This window comes from Streptomyces populi, from assembly GCF_002911015.1.
In the GTDB taxonomy this organism is placed as follows: Bacteria; Actinomycetota; Actinomycetes; order Streptomycetales; family Streptomycetaceae; genus Streptomyces; species Streptomyces populi.
Genome location: NZ_KZ626842.1, coordinates 193,126 through 212,176, shown reverse-complemented (window position 1 = coordinate 212,176; position 19,051 = coordinate 193,126). Strand labels below are relative to the sequence as shown.

Genomic DNA, 19,051 nt, shown 5'->3' with positions numbered 1-19,051 from the left:
GGTGGGGCGTCTGCGCCGCCGGGCGGCGGGCGGGACGACGCGGTCGTTCGTGGACGTCATGGTGGCTCCCTCCGGTGCGGTCTCCCTCCGGTGCGGGCACCTTATGTCAACAGCGTTGACCTGTTAAGGCCCCGGGCAGTTTCATTTCCGGTCATCGGGCCGGAATCAGGCCCCGGGTGCGATCGGAGCAGGCCATGACGCAGAAGTCGTACGGTGTGGATCCCCCGTCCTTGCGCAAGACGCTCGGTGTTCTGGACGGCGTCGCCATCGCCGCCTCCAGTACGGCGGCGACGACCAGCATCGGGATCGGTCTCGGGGTGACGGCGGGGGTGGTCGGGCTGCACCTGCCCGCGATCATGCTGCTGGCCTTCGTGCCGATCCTCGGGATCGCGGGCGCGTTCTCCCGGCTGAACAAGGTCGAGCCGAACGCGGGCAACGGCTACGTGTGGGTGGGCCGTTCGCTCAGTCCCTGGCTGGGCTTCCTGGTCGGCTGGGTGAGCATCGTGGCCACGGTGGCCTTCCTCGCGTACACCACGGCGGTGACCGGTTCGGCGATGATCCAGCTCGCCGGGCAGGCGGGCCTGCACCAGGTGGCGGGTCTGGCGCTGGATCCGGGTTCGACCGCCCAGACCACGGCCGTGGGCGTGCTGGTCCTCGTCGCCGTCACCCTCACGGCGGTGACCGGGGTCAAGACGGCCGCGCGGCTCCAGACCGGGCTGCTGGTCTTCGAGTACGTCGTCCTGCTGGGCTTCTGCGGGTACGGCATCGTGACCGGTCCGCACCCCTTCAGCCTGAGCTGGTTCGACCCGTTCCAGATCCCGTCGGCGACCGCGCTGGCACAGGGGCTGCTGCTGTCGGTCTTCTGTTACTGGGGCTTCGAGGCGGCGTTCACCGTGAACGAGGAGGTGCGCGATCCGCGGGACGCCTCGCGCGCCGGGACCATCACGCTGGTGACGATGCTGGGGCTGTTCCTGCTCGGCTCGGTGGCCTTCCAGCGGGTGCTGTCGGAGGACGAGCTGGCCGGGCACGGCGCCGAGGGGCTGGCCTTCCTCGGCAACCGGCTCGCCGACCAGCCGCTGGCCGCGCTGCCCCTGGTGGCGCTGATGTTCTCGGCGGTCGCCTCGCTCCAGGCGGGCGTGATCCCGACGGCCCGCGGGATGTTCGCGATGAGCCGGGACCGTACGCTCGGGCCCGTCTGGTCCAAGGTCAGCACCCGCTACGGGACTCCGGCGGCCGGCACGCTGCTGATCGGCGCGATGGCCGTGGTGGTGGCGACGCTCTCGCCGGTGATCCCCCGCCTGGCCGACATGATCATGGCGACGGTCAATGCGGTCGGGATCGTCGTGGCGCTGTCGTACGCGCTCATCGCGCTCGCGGCGGCGGCCCGGTTCCGCGGACTGCTGCGCGAGAACCGGTGGGACGGGATACGCGCGGTCGTCCTGCCCGCCCTGAGCGCCGTGGCGCTGCTCGGCCTGGGCGGCTACCTCGCCTGGTCCTTCTACGACTCGGCCGATCACTTCGAGATCAGCGCGGACAACGGCTGGTTCCTGCTGCTCACGCCGACCGTCATGGTCGCCTCGGGCTTCGTGGCCGGCGCGTGGGCCAAGTGGGGCCGCGGGTCCGCGTACTTCACCACCGGACGGGGTACCGACGCGGACGCGCCCGAACTCCTGGCCATCACCGACTGAGCGCCTCCGGCGCCCGGACAAGGAAACGGAACCATGCACGCTGACCTTCTCCTCACCGGCGGCCCGGTGTTCACCCCCGAGGGCCGCGCCGCGACCGCGGTGGCCGTCACCGGCGGACGGATCACCGCCGTCGGCGGCACCGAGGTCCATGAACTGGCCGGCCCCCGCACCGAGGTCGTCGACCTGGCCGGACGGCTGCTGCTGCCCGGGTTCCAGGACGCGCACGTCCACCCGCTGCCGGCGGGCCTGGAACTCTCCCAGTGCGACCTCACCGGCGCGCGGACCGCCGAGGACACCGTCGCCGCCGTCCGCGCGTACGCCGAGGCACACCCCGAGCGGGAGTGGATCACCGGCGGCGGCTGGTCCATGGAGGCCTTCGCGGGCGGTACGCCGACCAAGGAACTCCTGGACGCGGTCGTACCGGACCGGCCGGTGTACCTGCCCAACCGGGACCATCACGGCGCCTGGGCCAACAGCCGGGCCCTCGAACTCGCCGGTGTCACCCGGGACACGCCCGACCCCGCCGACGGGCGCTTCGAGCGGGACGCGTCGGGCGAGCCCACCGGCATGCTGCAGGAAGGGGCCATGCAGTCGGTCGGCCGGCTCACTCCCCCGGCCACCGCCGCGGACCGGCTCGCCGCGCTGCTGCGCGCCCAGCGCCATCTGCACGCGCTGGGCATCACCGCCTGGCAGGACGCGATCGTCGGCACCTTCGCCGGCATGGAAGACCCGTCCGAGGCGTACACGGCGGCGGCCCGGGACGGTTCGCTGACCGCGCGGGTGGTCGGCGCCCTGTGGTGGGACCGGGCGCGCGGTGCCGAGCAGATCCCCGAACTCGTCGAGCGGCGGGCCGCGCTGGAGCACGGCAGGTTCCGCGCCACCAGCGTCAAGCTGATGCTGGACGGGGTCGCGGAGAACGGCACCGCCGCGCTGCTCGACCCCTACCTCGACAAGTGCGGCTGTGCCACGTCGAACCGGGGCAAGAGCTTCATCGATCCGGCGCATCTGCCCGCGTACGTGACCGAGTTGGACGCGCTCGGGTTCCAGTGCCACTTCCACGCGCTGGGCGACGGCGCCGTACGCCACGCCCTGGACGCCGTGGAGGCGGCGCGGAAGGCGAACGGGCCGAGCGACACCCGGCCGCATCTGGCGCACCTCCAGGTCGTGCACCCCGACGACGTCCCCCGCTTCGCGGCGCTCGGCGCCACGGCGAACATCCAGCCGCTGTGGGCCGCCCACGAACCGCAGATGGACGAGCTGACCATCCCGTTCCTCGGGCCCGAACGCTCGGCCTGGCAGTACCCGTTCGGATCGCTGCTGCGCTCCGGCGCGCGGCTGGCGGCGGGCAGCGACTGGCCGGTCAGCAGCCCGGACCCGATCCAGGGCATCCACGTCGCGGTCAACCGGGTGAGCCCGGACGAGCGGGGGCCGGTGTTCCTGCCGGCCGAACGCGTCGGCCTGACCGCCGCGCTGACGGCGTACACCGCGGGATCGGCGTACGTGAACCACCTCGACGACACCGGGACCGTGCGGGAGGGCGCCCTCGCGGATCTCGTCGTGCTGGACCGCGACCCCTTCGCGGGACCGCCGGAGGCGATCAAGGAGACCCGGGTCGCGCTCACCTACGTCGGAGGGGAGCGCATGTACGCGGCACCGGACGCCTGACCGGACCGGCCTCGGGACTTCTTGGACAGCCGTCCAGCTATAGTGGACACCTGTCCATGAAATCGATGGGCACCTGTCCATGAAGTCCCGAGGCGTATCGGAGTCCACCGACGATGGAGACGGCCGCGAACGTGCTGGTGGGCCTGGTGGCCGCGCTGCACGCGTACATCCTGGTGCTGGAGATGTTCCTGTGGGAGAGGAAGCCGGGGCGGGGGCTCCACGGGTTCGACGCGCCGATGGCCCGGGCGACCGCGCCGCTCGCCGCGAACCAGGGGCTCTACAACGGGTTCCTGGCCGCGGGCCTGGTGTGGGGGCTGATCGCGGCGGACCCGACCGGGCATGACGCGCAGGTCTTCTTCCTGTGCTGCGTCGTGGTCGCGGGTGTGTACGGATCGGTCACCGCGAACCGCCGCATCCTCTTCGCGCAGGCGCTGCCGGGAGCGCTCGCCCTGGCCGCCGTCCTGTTCGCCGGATGACCCCCGACGACCCGCGCGCCGCCCGGACCCGCGCGAAGCTGCGGCAGGCGCTGCTGGAGGAGTGCGCCGAACACCCGCTGGAGGAGACCGGCGTCGCCGCGCTGGTGCGGCGGGCCGGGGTCGGCCGGGCCACCTTCTACGTGCACTACGCCGATCTGGAGGCGCTGGCCGTCGACGCGTGCGCCGATGTCGTACGGGAGGCCGTGGAGGCGCTGCACGCCTGGCGCGGACGGCCCGATCCGGTGTCCGCTCCCCCCGCGCTGCGCGCCTTCTTCACCGGACTCGTCCCGCACGCCGGTCTCTACCGGACCCTGCTGAGCCCGGGCGGCGGCGGCCCGCTGGGGCTCGTGCTCCACCGGGACCTGCGGGCCCGCAGTCTGGCCGAGCGCACCCTCGCCGGCGCGCCGGACGCCCCCCTCGTCGCCTCCGCGGTGGCCGCCACCTTCGCGGGCGTCCTCGGCGACTGGCTGCACGGTCTGCTGGAGGGCACCCCGGACACCGTCGCGGACGAGGTCTGGCAGCTCCTCGTCGCCCTGCACATGAGCAGGTGACACCCCGGGCGCACGGATGCTCCCGCGCCCGGGGCCGGGCCGACGACTCATTTGCAGCCGAAGCGCGACGCGGTCGCCGGCCAGGCCTCCACCCCGTCGGAGGTCTTCACGTACGCCGTCTCCCTGTCCGGCGTGAGCCAGAGCCGCCAGTCGCCGTAGCGGTAGCCGGTGTCCCGCGCGCCGGCGGGCATGCGCACGTCTCCGTCGTAGGCCGCGGAGAGGCTCCCGGGCGGAAGGACCCCGTGCGGATCACGGGCGTACTGGCGGCCGTGGCGGCCAAGGTCGAGGAGGTGCGCGCTCTGCCAGTCGCAGTGCTCGGCGCCGGGCGAGCTGGTCACCGAGGTGGTCGGCACCCGGTGACCGTACCGGTCCGTCCAGATCTCGTACCCGTGCGCCTTCGTCCAGCTCGCCGGGAACTCGGACGGGTCGCAGGACGCGCTGGTCTCCGGACCCCAGCCCGGGCGCCGCGGCTGGTCCCTGGCGACGACCACGGCGACCTTGGTGCGGCCGCCGACGTCGTACGAGAACAGGACGCGGTCCCCTTGGGTGCGCTCCACCCGGTAGCCCCGCTCCGGCAGTTCGGGCTGGTAGATGTCGAAGTACGCCTCCAGCCCCTCCTCGGGCGTCGAACCGCCGTCACCCCTGCTCCACGAGTCACCGGCGTCGCCCGCGCGGATCGCGCCGTCGCACTCCAGCGCCCGGCCCGCCGCGCCCGAACTCTCCTGCGCGTCCCCGTCGCCCCCCGTCTCGTACGGAAGGTCCAGCGCTCCGGCGTACGGGGTGGCGGGCACGGTGCCGGTCACCACCAGGCCGTCGTGCCCGTCCCCGCCGCACCCCACCGCCGCGAACCCCACCAGCGCCACCGCGGCCACGATCCCCTTGCGCATGCCCACCCCTGTTCCTCCGGCTTCCGTCCGCCCTCCTGTGACGCACGGGTGCGGAGGATCGTTCGGTGGTCAGCGCGTGGCCTGGAACGTGCGCCGGTACACCTGCGGCGAGACGCCGATCGTCGCGTGCAGGTGCTGGCGCAGCGAGGCGCCCGTCGCGAAGCCGACCTCGCCCGCGATCCTGTCCACCGGCAGGTCGCTGGCCTCCAGCAGATGGCGGGCCCGGGAGACCCGCTGCTGGATGAGCCAGCGGCCGGGACTGAGCCCCACCTCGTCGTTGAAGCGGCGGGCGAAGGTGCGCAGGCTCATTCCCGCGTGGGCGGCGAGATCGGTCAGGGTCAGCGGGTCGCCGAGACGCGCCAGCGCCCAGTCGCGGGTGGCGGCGGTGCTCGCCGTCGAGGGTTCCGGGACGGGCTGCTCGATGAACTGGGCCTGACCGCCCTCGCGCAGCGGCGGGACCACACAGCGCCGGGCCACCTTGTTGGCCAGTTCGCTGCCGTGGTCGCGGCGGACGAGGTGCAGGCAGATGTCGATGCCGGACGCGGCTCCGGCCGAGGTCAGGATGTCGCCGTCGTCGACGAACAGGACGTCCGGGTCCAGATCGACCCGCGGGAACATGCGCCGGAACTCGTCGGTCACGCACCAGTGCGTGGTCGCCCGCCGGCCGTCCAGCAGACCCGCGGCGGCCAGCACGAACGCGCCCGTGCAGATGGAGACGACACGGGTGCCGGGGCGGACGAGCGCGAGGGCGGCGGCCGTCTCGTCGGTGAGGGAGGCGGCGATGCGGGACGGGGTGACGGCCGCGATCACCACCGTGTCCGCCGTGCGCAGGGCCTCGGGACCGTGGTCGACGGTGACGGAGAAGTCGGCGGCGGTGGCGACCGGTCCTCCGTCGACGGTGCAGGTCACCACCTCGTAGCGGCCGTCCGCCGCGCCGAGGATCCGGCTGGGCATGCCCAGCTCGAAGGGGTAGACGCCGTCGAGCGCCAGGACCACGACCCGCTCCACCCGTTCCACCCGCTCCTGCCTCTGTTCCTGCCTCTGCTCCATGGCACGATCTTATCGAAGGTTGGCAATTCTGCCATTTTCCGCCGGGCCGCCTCCGGGCAGGCTGGTTCACCATGAGCACTGTGAACACGATGCGAGCCATCAGCCAGACCGTCCTCGGCGGTCCCGAGGTTCTTGAGGAAGTGACCCTGGAGCGGCCCTCGCCGCGACCCAACGAGATCCTGGTCCGGGTACGGGCCGCGGGCGTCAACCCGACCGACTGGAAGCACCGCGAGAACGGCGGCTTCCTCGGAGAACCCCCCTTCGTCCTCGGCTGGGACGTCTCCGGCGTGGTCGAGGCGACCGGGATCGGCGTCGCCGCCTTCAAGCCCGGGGACGAGGTCTTCGGCATGCTGCCCTACCCCTTCGGCCACGGCTCGCACGCCGAGTACGTGACCGGTCCGGCCCGCGCCTTCACCCACAAGCCGTCGGTGATCGACCACACGCAGGCCGCGGCCCTCCCCCTGGTCTCCCTGACCGCCTGGCAGGCGCTGACCGAGCGGGCCGACGTGCGGCCGGGACAGCGGGTACTGATCCACGCGGCGGCCGGCGGCGTCGGCCACGTGGCCGTGCAGATCGCGAAGTCCCTCGGCGCGCACGTGATCGGCACCGCGAGCGCGGGCAAGCACGACTTCCTGCGGTCCATCGGCGTGGACGAGCCGGTCGACTACACCTCCGTCGACTTCGCCGAGGCCGTACGTGACGTCGATGTCGTCCTGGACACGATCGGCGGCGAGACGGGACTGCGCTCGCTGCGCGTGCTGCGCCCGGGCGGCGTGGTCGTCTCGATCCTGCCGGTCGGGTCCGACGAGTTCTACGAGGAGGCCGAGCGGCTCGGGGTCCGAGCGGTGCGGATGCTCGTCGACGCCGACCGGACGGGCATGAGGGCGGTCGCCGACCTCGTCGAGAAGGGCGCGCTGCGCGCCACGGTCGCCGAGACCTTCCCGCTGGCCGACGCCGCCAAGGCGCACGCCCTGGGCGACACGGGCCGGACCACGGGGAAGCTCGTGCTGGTGGTCGACTGACGACGGGGAGGCCGTCCGGCCGCGCACAATCGGCCAACTCGCCACACATAGCGAAGACATATGTCAATCGAACATGCTGGAATTCACCTCAACGAGGGTAACTTGCCGAGCAGGAAACGGTTTTGCATCGAACCGGCGTCCGGGTCGTCTCCAGTGATCGCTTGACGTGTCGTCGCCCCGGCCTCCGGTGAGCCTGCCATCCCGCCGTCGAGAGCGGGCCGACAGCCGGCTGGAGGTGATGTCCGCGTGGCGAGCGACTTCGCGCCGTGCGCCAGGCAGCTGCGGATCCGCCACGACCACGGTCATGTGGTGCTGGAGCTGCACGGGGAGATCGACCTGCTCACCGCGACGGAGATCGGCCCGCTCCTGGACGCGGTGACCTCGGGCCCCGCGCCGCGGGTCCTGATCGACCTGCGGCGCGTCGAGTTCTTCGACTGCTCGGGCCTGCGGCTGCTGTACCGCGCCAGGCGCCGCGTCCTCGACCGGGGCGGCCGGCTGCACCTGGTCTGCACCCATCCGCTGACGCTCCGCATGTTCCGGCTGACCGGGCTCTCACGGGTCCTGCCGCCCTCGGCCTCGCCGGAGGAGGCACTGAGCCGCCCGGGGGCCGCCCAGGACCTGCCCTGAGCGGCCCCCGGGGGCCCGCGCTCTACTCCCGGATCCTCGTGACCTGTCCGGCACCGACCGTCCGGCCGCCCTCACGGATGGCGAACTTCAGCCCTTCCTCCATCGCGATCGGCTGGATCAGCTGCACCTCCATGGTGGTGTTGTCACCCGGCATGACCATCTCCGTCCCCCGGGGCAGGGTCACGACTCCGGTCACGTCCGTCGTGCGGAAGTAGAACTGCGGGCGGTAGTTGTCGAAGAAGGGCGTGTGCCGGCCGCCCTCGTCCTTGGAGAGGATGTAGGCACGCGCCTCGAACCGGGTGTGCGGGGTCACCGACCCCGGCTTGATGACGACCTGCCCCCGCTCGACGTCCTCGCGCTTCACCCCGCGCAGCAGCAGTCCGACGTTCTCGCCCGCCCGGCCCTCGTCGAGGAGCTTGCGGAACATCTCGACGCCGGTGACGGTGGTCCGGGTCTTCCGCTCGTGGATGCCGATGATCTCGACCTCGCTGTTCACCTTCAGGACCCCGCGTTCGATCCTTCCGGTGACGACCGTGCCCCGGCCCGTGATGGTGAAGACGTCCTCGATCGGCAGCAGGAAGGGCCGGTCCACGTCACGCACCGGCTCCGGCACGAACGCGTCGACGGCCGCGAGGAGTTCGAGGACCGTCGCGCTCCACTCCGGGTCGCCCTCCAGCGCCTTCAGCGCGGAGACCCGGACGACCGGGACGTCGTCACCGGGGAACTCGTACTCGGTGAGCAGTTCGCGCACTTCGAGTTCGACGAGTTCCAGGATCTCCTCGTCGTCCACCATGTCGGTCTTGTTGAGCGCCACCACGATGTACGGGACACCGACCTGCCGCGCCAGCAGGACGTGCTCCTTCGTCTGCGGCATCGGGCCGTCGGTCGCCGCGACGACGAGGATCGCGCCGTCCATCTGCGCGGCCCCGGTGATCATGTTCTTGATGTAGTCCGCGTGCCCGGGGCAGTCCACGTGCGCGTAGTGCCGGTTCTCCGTCTGGTACTCGACGTGGGCGATGGAGATCGTGATTCCGCGCTGCCGCTCCTCGGGCGCCTTGTCGATCTGGTCGAACGGGGTGAACGGGTTCAGATCGGGGAAGCGGTCGTGCAGCACCTTGGTGACGGCCGCCGTCAGCGTCGTCTTGCCGTGGTCGATGTGCCCGATGGTGCCGATGTTCACATGCGGCTTGGTCCGCTCGAATTTCGCCTTGGCCACTGCGAGCCCTCCTGATCACCTGGGTGACGCCGAGCGTTGCTCCGCGGCTTCCCGGCCGGGCACGGCGGCCGCTCCTGGTGACCGGGCGACGGGGAGGGAAGTTCCGCTCCCTCCTGTCTATTGGCTCCGGGGCGCGTCGAACAGGGCGCTGACGGACTCACCGTTGTGAATGCGCCGCACCGCCTCGGCGAGCGCCGGGGCGATGGACAGGACGGTCAGCTTCTCGGTGTACTCCTCGTCCGGGACCGGCACGGTGTTCGTGCAGACGATCTCCAGTACGTCGGGCTGTTCGCCGAGCCGTTTGAGCGCGCCCGCCGCGAACAGACCGTGGGTGCAGGCGACCCGGATCGACCTCGGCCCCAACTCGCGCAACCGGTCCAGGAGTTCGAGGACCGTGCTGCCCTTGGCTATCTCGTCGTCGAGCACGATGACATCGCGCCCGGAGATCTCGCCGATGACCGAGTTGATGCTCACCCGGTCGTCGGCGAACCGCTGCTTGGCGCCGGCGGCGACCTGGGCGCCGATCAGCCGCGCGAACGCGGCGGCCTCCTTGGCGTTGCCGAGGTCGGGCGAGACCACCGTCGTACGCGTCAGGTCGTTGGCCCGGAAGTGCGCGGCCAGCTCCCGCAGGGCGTGCAGGTGGTCGACGGGCACCGAGAAGAAGCCGTGCACCTGCGGGGAGTGCAGGGTCATCGCCAGGACCCGGCTCGCGCCGGCCGCCACCAGGAGGTCCGCCACGAGCCGACCGCCCAGGGAGATCCGCGGCATGTCCTTCTTGTCCGAGCGTGCGTACGAATAATGCGGCATGACCACGGTGATCCGTCCGGCGGAGGCACCGCGCGCCGCGTCGCACATCATCAACAGTTCGACCAGGTGTTCCTGCACCGGAGTGACGAGCGGCTGCACCAGGAAGACATCACGTTCGCGGCAGTTGGCCTGGAGCTGGACCTCCAGACAGTCGTTGGCGAACCGGCTGACACGGGTCGGGCTGAGCGGCACACCGAGGTGCGCGCAGAGCTCGGCCGCGAGCTCGGGATGGGCACTACCGCTGAACACGGCGATGTCACGCACGTCCGCTCCTCGCATGATCGAACCGGATCCGCTTCCACCGGGCACAAGATCGGCCCGGAGCGCGCACCTCATGCTACTGGGCACCCTTCGGGCCTTCGACCGGGAGATTTCCGGTTGCGGATCCGCTCGCGGGGTGCCGGGCCGGCTCCGCGAACACCAGGCGACGGACCGTACCGGACCGCCCCGCCCCGAGGGCGCGGCCCCCGGCACACCGGGCACGACGGCCGGGCCGGGCGCCCCGGGGCTCCGGCCCCGGACCTGGCCCCGGTCACGGGAAGGGCCGGCGCCGCGGGCTCCCGGCGTCGGAGCCGGCGCGCCGAACCGGCGGCCTGTCAAGGGACTTGGGGGGTACACGGACAGTCGAAAGGAGGACCGTCGACATGACGACGTCCATCAAACGCATGCCCGGCTGGGCGAAGGTCGTCTCCGCCTTCGTGCTGGTGCTCGTGGTGCTCTTCGCCGGGCTGCGGCTGGCCGTGCTGCCGGGGCTGCGCGACGTGTTCGGCACGGAGACGCACGACAACTCGGGCCCCGCACTGCTCAAGTCCATCCAGGACATGAGTCGTTACGACGCCGCGTCGGGCAACTTCCAGGTGGTCGTGGACCTGGAGAAGGACGCGAAGTACCTGCCCGACGCGATCCGCGGCACCCGCACGCTGTACGTGGGAGCCGGCACCGTCGACGCCTACGTCGATCTCGGACGCATCGGCCAGAAGGACGTGACGGTCGACGACGACCGCACGTCGGCCACGCTCCGTCTGCCGCACGCGGCACTGGGCAAACCCGCCCTCGACCCCGACCACTCCTACGCCGTGTCCAAGCAGCGCGGTCTCCTCGACCGGATCGGTGACGTCTTCTCGGACAACCCGAACGACGAGCGGGCCGTGCAGCGGCTCGCGGCCAAGCACATCGGCAAGGCCGCGCAGGACAGCCGGCTCACCGCGCGGGCCGAGGAGAACACCACCGCCATGCTCCAGGGCCTGCTGCGCTCCCTCGGCTTCACGGAGGTGACGGTCACCTACGGCGCCTGAGTCCGGGCGGTGCCGTCGGCGCCGGGGCGAGCCCACGGCCGCACCCGGCGCCCCCGGCCGCACCCGGTCGGCGGCCGCCGCGGAGGCGGAGGACGCCTGGAGACGGGTCCGGCCCCTTCTCCCCACCGGTACGGGACACCTCCGGAGCGGATCGCTCCGGAGGTGTCCCGTACCGGCCACCGGTCCCGGCCGGCCCCGCGCCGCACGCCCCTCCGCCGTGTCGCAAAGTCTTCTCCCGCGCCGGAACACCGGGCATTCTCGGCCCCGCCGGGGGTAAGCGGGCTGCACCAGAGGGCAGTTGAAAAGGGGAGGGTCTCATGGTCCGCACCGCGTTGCGCGCTCGTGCCGCGAAGGCCGGCCGGAAACCGGCACCGAAGCCGGGACCGGACCGAGGGAAGGCCGAGCGGGGCACGACGGGGTCGAAGGCCGGGCGGGACACGACCGCGCGGAACAGGTCGGAGCCGAAGGCGGAGCGGAGCAGGCCGGGGAGGCCGCGGTCGCTCTTCGGCCGCGGGACGCCGGGACGGACGACGGAGCGGGAACCGGCACGGGAGACCGGAGCCCTGGCGCTGCCCTTCCGGGTGCTGGCCATGCTGGTCGCGTTCGCGGCCATGGTGGCGTTCGCGGTCGTGCTGGCCCGGCTGACGCTGGAGCCCTCGCCCGCGTCCACGGAGCTGATCCACAACAATCTTCACCCCGGGGCCTCCCTGCGGGCCTATCTCGACCAGCCCGAACTGCGCGACGCCGTCAAGCAGATCGGCGGCAACCTGCTGCTCGGGGTCCCCTTCGGTGTGCTGCTGCCGGTGGTGTTCCCGAAGACCCGCGGGATCCTGCGCGTCCTCGCGCTCACCGCGGTGGTCATGTTCCTGGTCGAACTCGTCCAGGGAGCCCTCATCACCGGACGTTCCTTCGACATCGACGACGTCATCCTCAACACGGCCGGCGCGCTGGTGGGTTACCTGCTGCTGGGACGGCGGCTCGGCCGTGCCGTGCACCCCAAGAAACGTCTTCGCGCCTGATTCCGCGTCTCGACCGCTGGTCCGTACCAGAGTATTGACACCCCATTAGTTCACTCCTTAAATCAAGAGGCGAAGCATGGACCCCCCACCGTGAACCCCCACCTCAGTCGGCCGCCCCGGGACGGGGCGGCCGTACGGAAACGAGAGTCATGGCTTCTTCGCGCCTGCTCCGCAGATGTCTGTTCGCCGCGCTGTCCGCCGCGCTCGTCGCCTCCGCCCCGGCGGTCACCGCTCCCGCCCACGCGGGTCCGGCGGCGGCCACCGCGGCGGTGACGTTCCAGGACACCTTCGACGGTCCCGCCGGTTCGGCCGTCGACTCCTCCAAGTGGCAGCTGGAGACCGGCGACAACGTCAACAACCATGAGCGGCAGTACTACACGTCGGGCAACAAGAACGCGGCGCTGGACGGGCAGGGCCATCTGGTGATCACGGCCCGCCGGGAGAATCCGGCCAACTACCAGTGCTGGTACGGCACGTGCCAGTACACCTCGGCCCGGATGAACACCTCCGGGAAGTTCACCACGGCGTACGGTCACGTCGAGGCCCGGATGAAGATCCCGCGCGGGCAGGGCATGTGGCCGGCGTTCTGGATGCTGGGCAGCGACATCGGACAGGTCGGCTGGCCGAACTCCGGCGAGATCGACGTCATGGAGAACGTCGGCTTCGAGCCCTCCACCGTGCACGGCACGATCCACGGCCCCGGGTACTCCGGCTCCGCCGGCATCGGCGCCGGCTACTCCCTCCCGAACGGCCAGGCCTTCGCGGACGCCTTCCACACCTTCGCGGTCGACCGGGCGCCGAACTCGATCACCTGGTCGGTGGACGGCACCGTCTACCAGCGGCGCACACCCGCCGACCTGGGCGGGAGGACCTGGGTGTTCGACAAGCCGTTCTTCCTGATCCTGAACCTCGCGGTCGGCGGTTACTGGCCCGGCGACCCGGACGGCTCCACCTCGTTCCCGCAGCAGCTCGTCGTCGACGAGGTGAAGGTGACGACGGGCGACGGCCCGGGAGGCACCGGCGGTCCGATCAAGGGCCTCGCGGGCAAGTGCGTGGACGTGGCTGCCGCCAACTCGGCCAACGGGACGCCCGTACAGCTCTACGACTGCAACGGCACGGGCGCCCAGCAGTGGACGGTGTCCGCCGACGGCACGATCCGCGCGCTCGGCAAGTGCCTGGACGTCACGGGCAACGGCACGGCGGACGGCTCGACGGTCCAGCTGTGGGACTGCACCGGCGGACCCAACCAGAAGTGGACGGTCACCGCGGCGCACGACATCGTGAATCCGCAGGCGAACAAATGCCTGGACGTCACGGGCAACAACGCGGCCAACGGCACCCGCCTGCAGATCTGGACGTGCACCGGCGGCGGCAACCAGAAGTGGACGGTGGGCTGACGGACCTCTCCGGCGCCGGAGGCACCACCCGCCGGAACAACTCCCCCAAGTCTTCCGGCGCCGGCCGTCCGAGGAGCGCAGCAGTCATCGCCCCGGACCGCCGCAAGACCACGCCGGCCGAAATGGCGTCCAAGAGGTGCTCGCCGTCCGTCCCGGCCGGCCCCGGACAAGGGCGTCGTCGTCATACGAGTGCCGGACACCCTCGGTGAGGGTGCAGTTCGTGCCGACCGTCGGGGCCCGCCTCGGCGGTCGGCACGTCGTTGCGGGCCGTACAGCCGTCCTTGCCGTCGTCCTTCCGGCACGGAGAGAGCTCGCGTCCGCAGCCGTCACGGATCCCCGTCCGCGATCGGCGGAGAGGTGACGGCCTCCGTACCCGGTTCACGCCGATGGAGCGAAGAGGGTGCGGCAGGAACTCTTCCTCTCGGCGGTCCCGATCGACGGGAGGTCCTCGGCCTCCGGCCCCGCGCGCATGGCCGGATACGGCCAATTCCCCAGGTCATGGATGTGATGTCAAGATCACAAAGTGTGGTGAACCCACCGATGGCGTGATATTCGTTTGATCGATCATTACACCTGCATACGATTCGCTGGGGGGCGATGTGCTGTCTACGGGGTCATCGGGGGACAGCCTGCTGGAGTTAGGCCTTCTCGGGCCGCTTGAGATCCGAGTCGACGGGCAGCTGCTGGACATATCCGCGCCACGGCTCAGGACGGTCCTCGGAACGCTCCTGCTGAGTCCCGGAAGGACGGTCTCCACCCGGCACCTGGCGGAAAGCCTCTGGGAGGACGATCTCCCGGCGGATCCAGCCAATCAGGTAGCCGCCTGCATCTCCATGCTGCGCCGTACGTTCAGGCAGGGTGGAGTGTCACCGGAACTCCTCGTCACCCGGCGGCCGGGCTACCAGCTGATGGTGGGGGCCGGGGTGCGCATCGACGCGACGGTCTTCCGTGAGCTGCAGGAAGAGGCGCGCGCGTCCAGCCGAGCGGACGATCCCAGACGGGCCCTGTCCCAGCTGAAGTCGGCGTTGGGGCTGTGGCGCGGCGGGGTTCTCTCCGGGATGGACTGCCGTGCCTGGCAGCCTGAGATCCGTCGGCTGGAGGAGGAGTACATCGCCCTGCGCGAGCACTGCTCCGATGTCCAGCTCGGTCTGGGGCTCGACGAGGACGTGGTCACGGAGCTGTCGGTGTTCGTCGAGCAGCATCCGCTTCTCGAACGGCCGCGCGCGCAGCTCATGCTGGCGCTCTTCCGGTCCGGCCGACAGGCCGACGCGCTCCAGATGTACCGGGCCACGGCAGAACTGCTGCGTGAGGAGCTGGGTGTTTCACCGGGCGAGGACTTGCAGCGGATGCACAAGACCATGCTGCGGGGAACTGCGGACACTCCTGCCGCGAAGAGGATCTCGCGCGAGCGGACCCTGGTGCCGCATGCCGGTTCTTTCACCGATCCGTACGGTCCACCCTGCCAGCTTCCGGGCGATCTGGCCGAGTTCGTGGGCCGCAGGGAAGAGATCGACACCCTGCGGTCGGCGATCGCGCCCGGAAGCGGAACCGTTCCGGTCGCGGTGATCGTGGGTCCGGGAGGCACGGGGAAGACCGTTCTCGCCGTCCACACGGCACATCAGCTGCGCCGGACGTTCAACGACGGGCAGCTGTACGTCAACCTCCGCGGCATGGACAGTGATCCGGTGCCGGCCGAGGAGGCCCTGGCCCGCTTCCTGCGGGAGCTCGGGCTGTCGGGCGCGGCGATACCCGATTCCCTGGACGAACGCGCGGCCCTCTTCCGCAGCCTGGTCGCGGGCCGGCGGATGCTGCTGGTCCTGGACAACGCCGGCGACGCCCGGCAGATCAGGCCGCTGCTCCCCGGAACGGACACGTGCGGCGTACTCGTCACCAGCAGGACCCGGCTCACGACCGTGCCGAACGCGCACGTGCTCGAGCTCGGCGTGCTGGGCCGGGATCAGGCCCACATGCTGCTCTGCCAACTGGCCGGGAAGGAGCGTGTCGAGGCGGAGCCCGACGTGGCTCGCGAGCTCGTCGAGTACTGCGGCCGCCTGCCGCTGGCCGTGCGGATCGTCGGGGCGAAGCTGGCCTCCAAGCCACATTGGTCTCTGCGCAGGGCCGCCTCCCGGCTCGTGGACGAGCGACGTCGGCTCGACGAGCTCGCGCACGAAGGACTGGAGGTACGAAGCAGCCTCGAACTCTCCCATCAAGGACTCAGTCCGCAGGCGCGCCGGCTCTTTCGCAGACTGGCACTCCTGGCGGCGCCGGACTTCGCCGAGTGGGTCTGCGCACCCCTGCTGAGCCTGTCCGTCCTGGAGGCGGAGGACCTTCTGGAGGAGCTGCTGGACGCTCGTCTCGTGGACGTCGTCACTCCCGTGGGGAGCCCTCGGGCTCGCTACCGGATGCACGATCTCGTGCGATTGTTCGCCTCGGAGTGCCTCTCCGAGACGGAGCCCGGCGTCGAGCGGGCGGCGGCCCGGCGGCGTGTGGCCGCGACCACCCTGGCCCTGGCGGATCTGGCGCACCGTGAGGTGTGCGGCGGGGACTTCACCGTGGTTCACGGTCTCGGCTCGCGGCCCTCCGTGTCCGAGGACGTGATCCGGCTGGCGGCCGGTGACCCGCTCGACTGGTACGAGGCGGACCGGTCGACCATCACCGCTTTGTGCGCCCAGGCCGCGGAGCACGACGAGGACGAGATCGCCTGGGACATGGCCGCCACGTCGAGATGCCTGTTCAGCGTACGTTTCCACTTCGACGACTGGCAGCACACCCACGAGGTCGCTCTCGCGGCAGTACAGCGGCAGGGCAACAAGCGGGGAGAGGCCGCCCTGCTGCTGGGGCTGGGCGATCTCGATCTGACGCGGCGGCTCTACGAGCGGGCGCTCCCGCTGCTGGAGCGCTCCCGGGAGCTGTTCCTCGAGGTCGGCGACCGGCACGGGTACGCACTCGCCCTGCGCAAGGCCGCGTGCGCGGACCGCATCCAGGGGCGGACCACGACCGCCCTGGAGCGGTGGCGGGAATGTCTGCCGATCCTTCGGGAGGCAGCGGACCTGGAAGCGCAGATACAAGTGCACCGGTGGATGTCGCAGACCCTCTTGGAGCTGGGCAGGGACGAGGAGGCGGAGGGTTCCCTGCGCGTCGCGGTGCGGATGGCCGAGTCGTTCGAAGGGCGCAGTGCGGCGCAGGTCCACCTCGCCCAGGCGGATCTCCGGCTGGCCCGCGGTGAACTCGACCGCGCGGCAGCGGCGTACGAGACCAGTCTCCGGGCGACCAGCCGACTCGGCGACCTCAGCGGCCGTTGCGCGGCTCTGCTCGGGCAGGGCACGGTCGACGTACGACGGCACAGGATCGCGCGGGCGTTGGAGCGTCTGGGTCAGGCCCTGGATCTCGCGCGCAGCATCCAGGATCCGTTGCTACAGGTCGAGGTGTTGCTGAGCCTCGCGGCCGCGCACGTGGCGGAGGGCCGTCGGACCAAGGCCTTCGTCCTGCTGACCGAGGGTGAGGAGTTGTGCCGTCGGATGGGTGCCGCTTCCCGGAGGGAGCGCTTCACCGCGGCCCTTGCGGATCTGGCCGGCCGGTCGCCCGACATCGGTCAGGCGACCGGCATCGCCGGCAGGCAGGTGGAATAGGTGTTGGAGCCGTCCCGGGCGCAGATCACCACGGTCGTCCCCTGGCGGGGGTCGGCCTGGACCTGCAGGGTGCGTTCGTCGCTCCAGCCCCGCATCCGGAACTCGCCCCGGCCCAGGTGCTCCAGGGCGCAGAAGGGCCGGCCGGCCAGGAGGAGCCGGGGTGTGCCGCCGCTCGTCGCGATCTCCGCCGTGACGATGTCGCGCAGGGCGTTGCGCGGAAGGAAGTGCCCCGGCTGTTCCCAGTTCGCGAAGGATTCGGGGAGCGGGAAGCGGCACGCGTAGCGCCGTACCTCGTCCGGGACGAGCGCGACCCTCGGGCGCAGTTCCAGCGACGCGGGGGCCGCCAGTCTGGTCTGGAGGCGTTGGGGGAACAGCTTGGTCAGTTCCTCGGTGTGGTAGAGGTCGATGACGAGGTGGACCAGCTCCTCACCCTCGTCGTTGACGAGGGCGTGCTGGCGCCAGGAAGCGGCGAACGACAGGGTTCCGGGCGCCCAACGGTGGCTGTCCTCGACGAAGACGGCCCGCGCGCCGTGGTTGCTGACGATGGGCAGGTGCAACCGGCACAGCCCCCACGGCGGACCGCACTTCGCGGACTGCAGGCCTGTGAACCGGGCACCGGGCGAGAGGGCTATGAGGCGTACGGATCGCAGTGGTGCCGGCAACGACCGGAGGACCTTCCCCAGGGCCGGCAGGCGCCGCAGCCAAGGTGTCGCCGCGTAGTTCTGAAGGCTCGGTCCTCCGGTGTCGGTGCGGTTCGGGTCCCCTCCGAGGCTGTGGAGGGCGAGGACGCGGCGGCCCTGGACGGCAGCCAGCGGCGCGGCGCCCCACGCCGAGAGTCCGCCGATCTCGGCACGCAGTTGGTCGGGGTCGTACGCGGCGGAGATCTCGGCGCTGTTGGGCAGCCCTCTCCCCAGCGGGTCGTGGATTCTCGGGAGCTGGGTCACGGCTTCACCGGAACTGGTCGAACGCGAGCTTCACGACCATGCCGGTCACGACGACCAGCAGGACGATGCGGATGAAACCGGATCCGCGTTTCAAGGCGGTCCGCGCGCCCAGGGTGGCTCCGGCGATGTTGCAGAGGGCCATCCCCGCGCCCAGGAGCCAGAGCACCTGCCCCTGGGCCGCGAAGACGGTGAGCGCGCCCAGGTTCGTCCCGACGTTGACGACCTTGGCGAGCGCCGAACTCTGGAGGAACTCGAGCGACAGCAGACTGGTGAAGGTCATGATCAGGAACGTGCCGGTGCCGGGACCGAAGACCCCGTCGTAGAAGCCGATCCCGCAACCGGCGAACGCCATCACCATGAGCCGGCGGCGCCTGCTGACGACGTCCGCGTCCTCGACGACCGAGCCGAAGTTCGGGCGGAGGGTGACGAACACGGCCACGGAGATCAGCAGCGCCATGATCACCGGACGGAACCAGTCGGCCGGCAGGCTCGAGGCCGAAAGTGCCCCGAACCCGGCCGAGGGCACGGCCAGGGCCGCGGCCGGCAGCGCGACCGAGCGGTCCAGTTTCGTTCGGCGGGCGAAGGTGACGGCCGCCACGGTGGTGCCGGTGATGGCCGTGAGCTTGTTCGTGCCGAGCGCCGTGGAGGGCGGAAGCGTCGGAAAGGCCATCAGCAGCGCCGGGATGAGCACGAGCCCTCCGCCCCCGACCACGGCGTCCACCCAGCCGGCGGTTGTCGCGGCGACGAGCAGCCCTGTTGTTCCTACGGCGTCCATCGG

General features: G+C 71.2%; 16 protein-coding genes. 10 read left to right on the top strand and 6 right to left on the bottom strand.

Annotated elements, in window-relative coordinates; translation table 11 throughout:
* The first annotated feature begins 194 nt into the window (after positions 1-194).
* From CW362_RS03155 to CW362_RS03140, 4 genes are all read left to right on the top strand, one after another.
* Positions 195-1,688 (top strand): APC family permease, encoded by a 1,494-nt coding sequence (locus CW362_RS03155; RefSeq protein ID WP_103547767.1) that lies wholly within the window; start codon positions 195-197, stop codon positions 1,686-1,688.
* 33 nt (positions 1,689-1,721) lie between these two features.
* Positions 1,722-3,353 carry an amidohydrolase gene (locus tag CW362_RS03150; RefSeq protein WP_103547766.1) on the top strand — a complete coding sequence of 544 codons (1,632 nt, stop codon included), beginning with the start codon at positions 1,722-1,724 and terminating at the stop codon, positions 3,351-3,353.
* Between the two features lie 113 nt (positions 3,354-3,466).
* Positions 3,467-3,829, top strand: coding sequence for a DUF1304 domain-containing protein (locus CW362_RS03145; RefSeq protein ID WP_103547765.1), 363 nt, complete (start codon positions 3,467-3,469; stop codon positions 3,827-3,829).
* A complete protein-coding gene (locus CW362_RS03140; RefSeq protein ID WP_103547764.1) occupies positions 3,826-4,380 on the top strand; it encodes a TetR/AcrR family transcriptional regulator in 555 nt (184 codons plus the stop codon). The genes CW362_RS03145 and CW362_RS03140 overlap by 4 nt, the downstream gene beginning before the upstream one ends.
* Positions 4,381-4,427: 47 nt before the next feature.
* Here the strand turns inward: CW362_RS03140 and CW362_RS03135 are convergent, their stop codons facing one another.
* Both CW362_RS03135 and CW362_RS03130 read right to left on the bottom strand, forming a co-directional pair.
* Positions 4,428-5,267, bottom strand: coding sequence for a hypothetical protein (locus CW362_RS03135; protein ID WP_103547785.1), 840 nt, complete (start codon positions 5,265-5,267; stop codon positions 4,428-4,430).
* Positions 5,268-5,336: 69 nt separating this feature from the next.
* Positions 5,337-6,317: a GlxA family transcriptional regulator gene (locus CW362_RS03130; protein ID WP_103547763.1), complete on the bottom strand. Its 981-nt coding sequence runs from the start codon at positions 6,315-6,317 to the stop codon at positions 5,337-5,339.
* 71 nt (positions 6,318-6,388) lie between these two features.
* On the opposite strand from CW362_RS03130, the gene CW362_RS03125 reads away from it, so the two are divergent.
* Both CW362_RS03125 and CW362_RS03120 read left to right on the top strand, forming a co-directional pair.
* Positions 6,389-7,339: an NADP-dependent oxidoreductase gene (locus CW362_RS03125; protein ID WP_162683948.1), complete on the top strand. Its 951-nt coding sequence runs from the start codon at positions 6,389-6,391 to the stop codon at positions 7,337-7,339.
* A 246-nt stretch (positions 7,340-7,585) separates the two neighbouring features.
* Entirely contained in the window at positions 7,586-7,966 is a 381-nt protein-coding gene (locus CW362_RS03120) for an anti-sigma factor antagonist (RefSeq protein WP_103547761.1), read from the top strand.
* Between the two features lie 22 nt (positions 7,967-7,988).
* Here CW362_RS03120 and tuf read toward each other — a convergent pair whose 3' ends face one another.
* A complete protein-coding gene (gene tuf / locus CW362_RS03115; protein WP_103547760.1) occupies positions 7,989-9,182 on the bottom strand; it encodes an elongation factor Tu in 1,194 nt (397 codons plus the stop codon).
* Between the two features lie 117 nt (positions 9,183-9,299).
* Positions 9,300-10,253, bottom strand: coding sequence for a ribose-phosphate diphosphokinase (locus tag CW362_RS03110; protein WP_103547759.1), 954 nt, complete (start codon positions 10,251-10,253; stop codon positions 9,300-9,302).
* Between the two features lie 380 nt (positions 10,254-10,633).
* Between CW362_RS03110 and CW362_RS03105 the strand changes: the two genes are divergently transcribed.
* The 4 genes from CW362_RS03105 to CW362_RS03085 all read left to right on the top strand — a co-directional run bounded on the left by CW362_RS03105 (position 10,634) and on the right by CW362_RS03085 (position 17,329).
* A complete protein-coding gene (locus tag CW362_RS03105; protein ID WP_103547758.1) occupies positions 10,634-11,284 on the top strand; it encodes a DUF4230 domain-containing protein in 651 nt (216 codons plus the stop codon).
* A gap of 563 nt (positions 11,285-11,847) precedes the next feature.
* Positions 11,848-12,303 carry a VanZ family protein gene (locus tag CW362_RS03100; protein ID WP_240657625.1) on the top strand — a complete coding sequence of 152 codons (456 nt, stop codon included), beginning with the start codon at positions 11,848-11,850 and terminating at the stop codon, positions 12,301-12,303.
* Positions 12,304-12,452: 149 nt separating this feature from the next.
* Positions 12,453-13,700, top strand: a complete 1,248-nt coding sequence (locus tag CW362_RS03095) for a ricin-type beta-trefoil lectin domain protein (RefSeq protein ID WP_103547757.1) — start codon at positions 12,453-12,455, stop codon at positions 13,698-13,700.
* A gap of 599 nt (positions 13,701-14,299) precedes the next feature.
* Positions 14,300-17,329 carry an AfsR/SARP family transcriptional regulator gene (locus CW362_RS03085; RefSeq protein ID WP_103547756.1) on the top strand — a complete coding sequence of 1,010 codons (3,030 nt, stop codon included), beginning with the start codon at positions 14,300-14,302 and terminating at the stop codon, positions 17,327-17,329.
* On the opposite strand, the gene CW362_RS03080 is transcribed toward CW362_RS03085, so the two are convergent.
* Together CW362_RS03080 and CW362_RS03075 are read right to left on the bottom strand one after the other, a co-directional pair.
* The gene (locus CW362_RS03080; RefSeq protein ID WP_103547755.1) at positions 17,293-18,273 is read right to left on the bottom strand and encodes an aspartyl/asparaginyl beta-hydroxylase domain-containing protein; all 981 of its coding nucleotides are present in this window, start codon (positions 18,271-18,273) and stop codon (positions 17,293-17,295) included. The genes CW362_RS03085 and CW362_RS03080 overlap by 37 nt on opposite strands.
* Before the next feature lie 4 nt (positions 18,274-18,277).
* Positions 18,278-19,048: a TSUP family transporter gene (locus CW362_RS03075; protein ID WP_103547754.1), complete on the bottom strand. Its 771-nt coding sequence runs from the start codon at positions 19,046-19,048 to the stop codon at positions 18,278-18,280.
* Positions 19,049-19,051 lie beyond the last annotated feature (3 nt).

Excerpts from the sequence above, each read along its gene's own strand:
- CW362_RS03075 (WP_103547754.1), bottom strand. The coding sequence starts at position 19,048 with ATGGACGCCGTAGGAACAACAGGGCTGCTCGTCGCCGCGACAACCGCC.
- CW362_RS03105 (WP_103547758.1), top strand. The coding sequence starts at position 10,634 with ATGACGACGTCCATCAAACGCATGCCCGGCTGGGCGAAGGTCGTCTCC.
- CW362_RS03155 (WP_103547767.1), top strand. The coding sequence starts at position 195 with ATGACGCAGAAGTCGTACGGTGTGGATCCCCCGTCCTTGCGCAAGACG.
- CW362_RS03145 (WP_103547765.1), top strand. The coding sequence starts at position 3,467 with ATGGAGACGGCCGCGAACGTGCTGGTGGGCCTGGTGGCCGCGCTGCAC.
- CW362_RS03150 (WP_103547766.1), top strand. The coding sequence starts at position 1,722 with ATGCACGCTGACCTTCTCCTCACCGGCGGCCCGGTGTTCACCCCCGAG.
- CW362_RS03125 (WP_162683948.1), top strand. The coding sequence starts at position 6,389 with ATGAGCACTGTGAACACGATGCGAGCCATCAGCCAGACCGTCCTCGGC.
- CW362_RS03095 (WP_103547757.1), top strand. The coding sequence starts at position 12,453 with ATGGCTTCTTCGCGCCTGCTCCGCAGATGTCTGTTCGCCGCGCTGTCC.
- CW362_RS03130 (WP_103547763.1), bottom strand. The coding sequence starts at position 6,317 with ATGGAGCAGAGGCAGGAACAGAGGCAGGAGCGGGTGGAACGGGTGGAG.
- CW362_RS03135 (WP_103547785.1), bottom strand. The coding sequence starts at position 5,267 with ATGCGCAAGGGGATCGTGGCCGCGGTGGCGCTGGTGGGGTTCGCGGCG.
- CW362_RS03140 (WP_103547764.1), top strand. The coding sequence starts at position 3,826 with ATGACCCCCGACGACCCGCGCGCCGCCCGGACCCGCGCGAAGCTGCGG.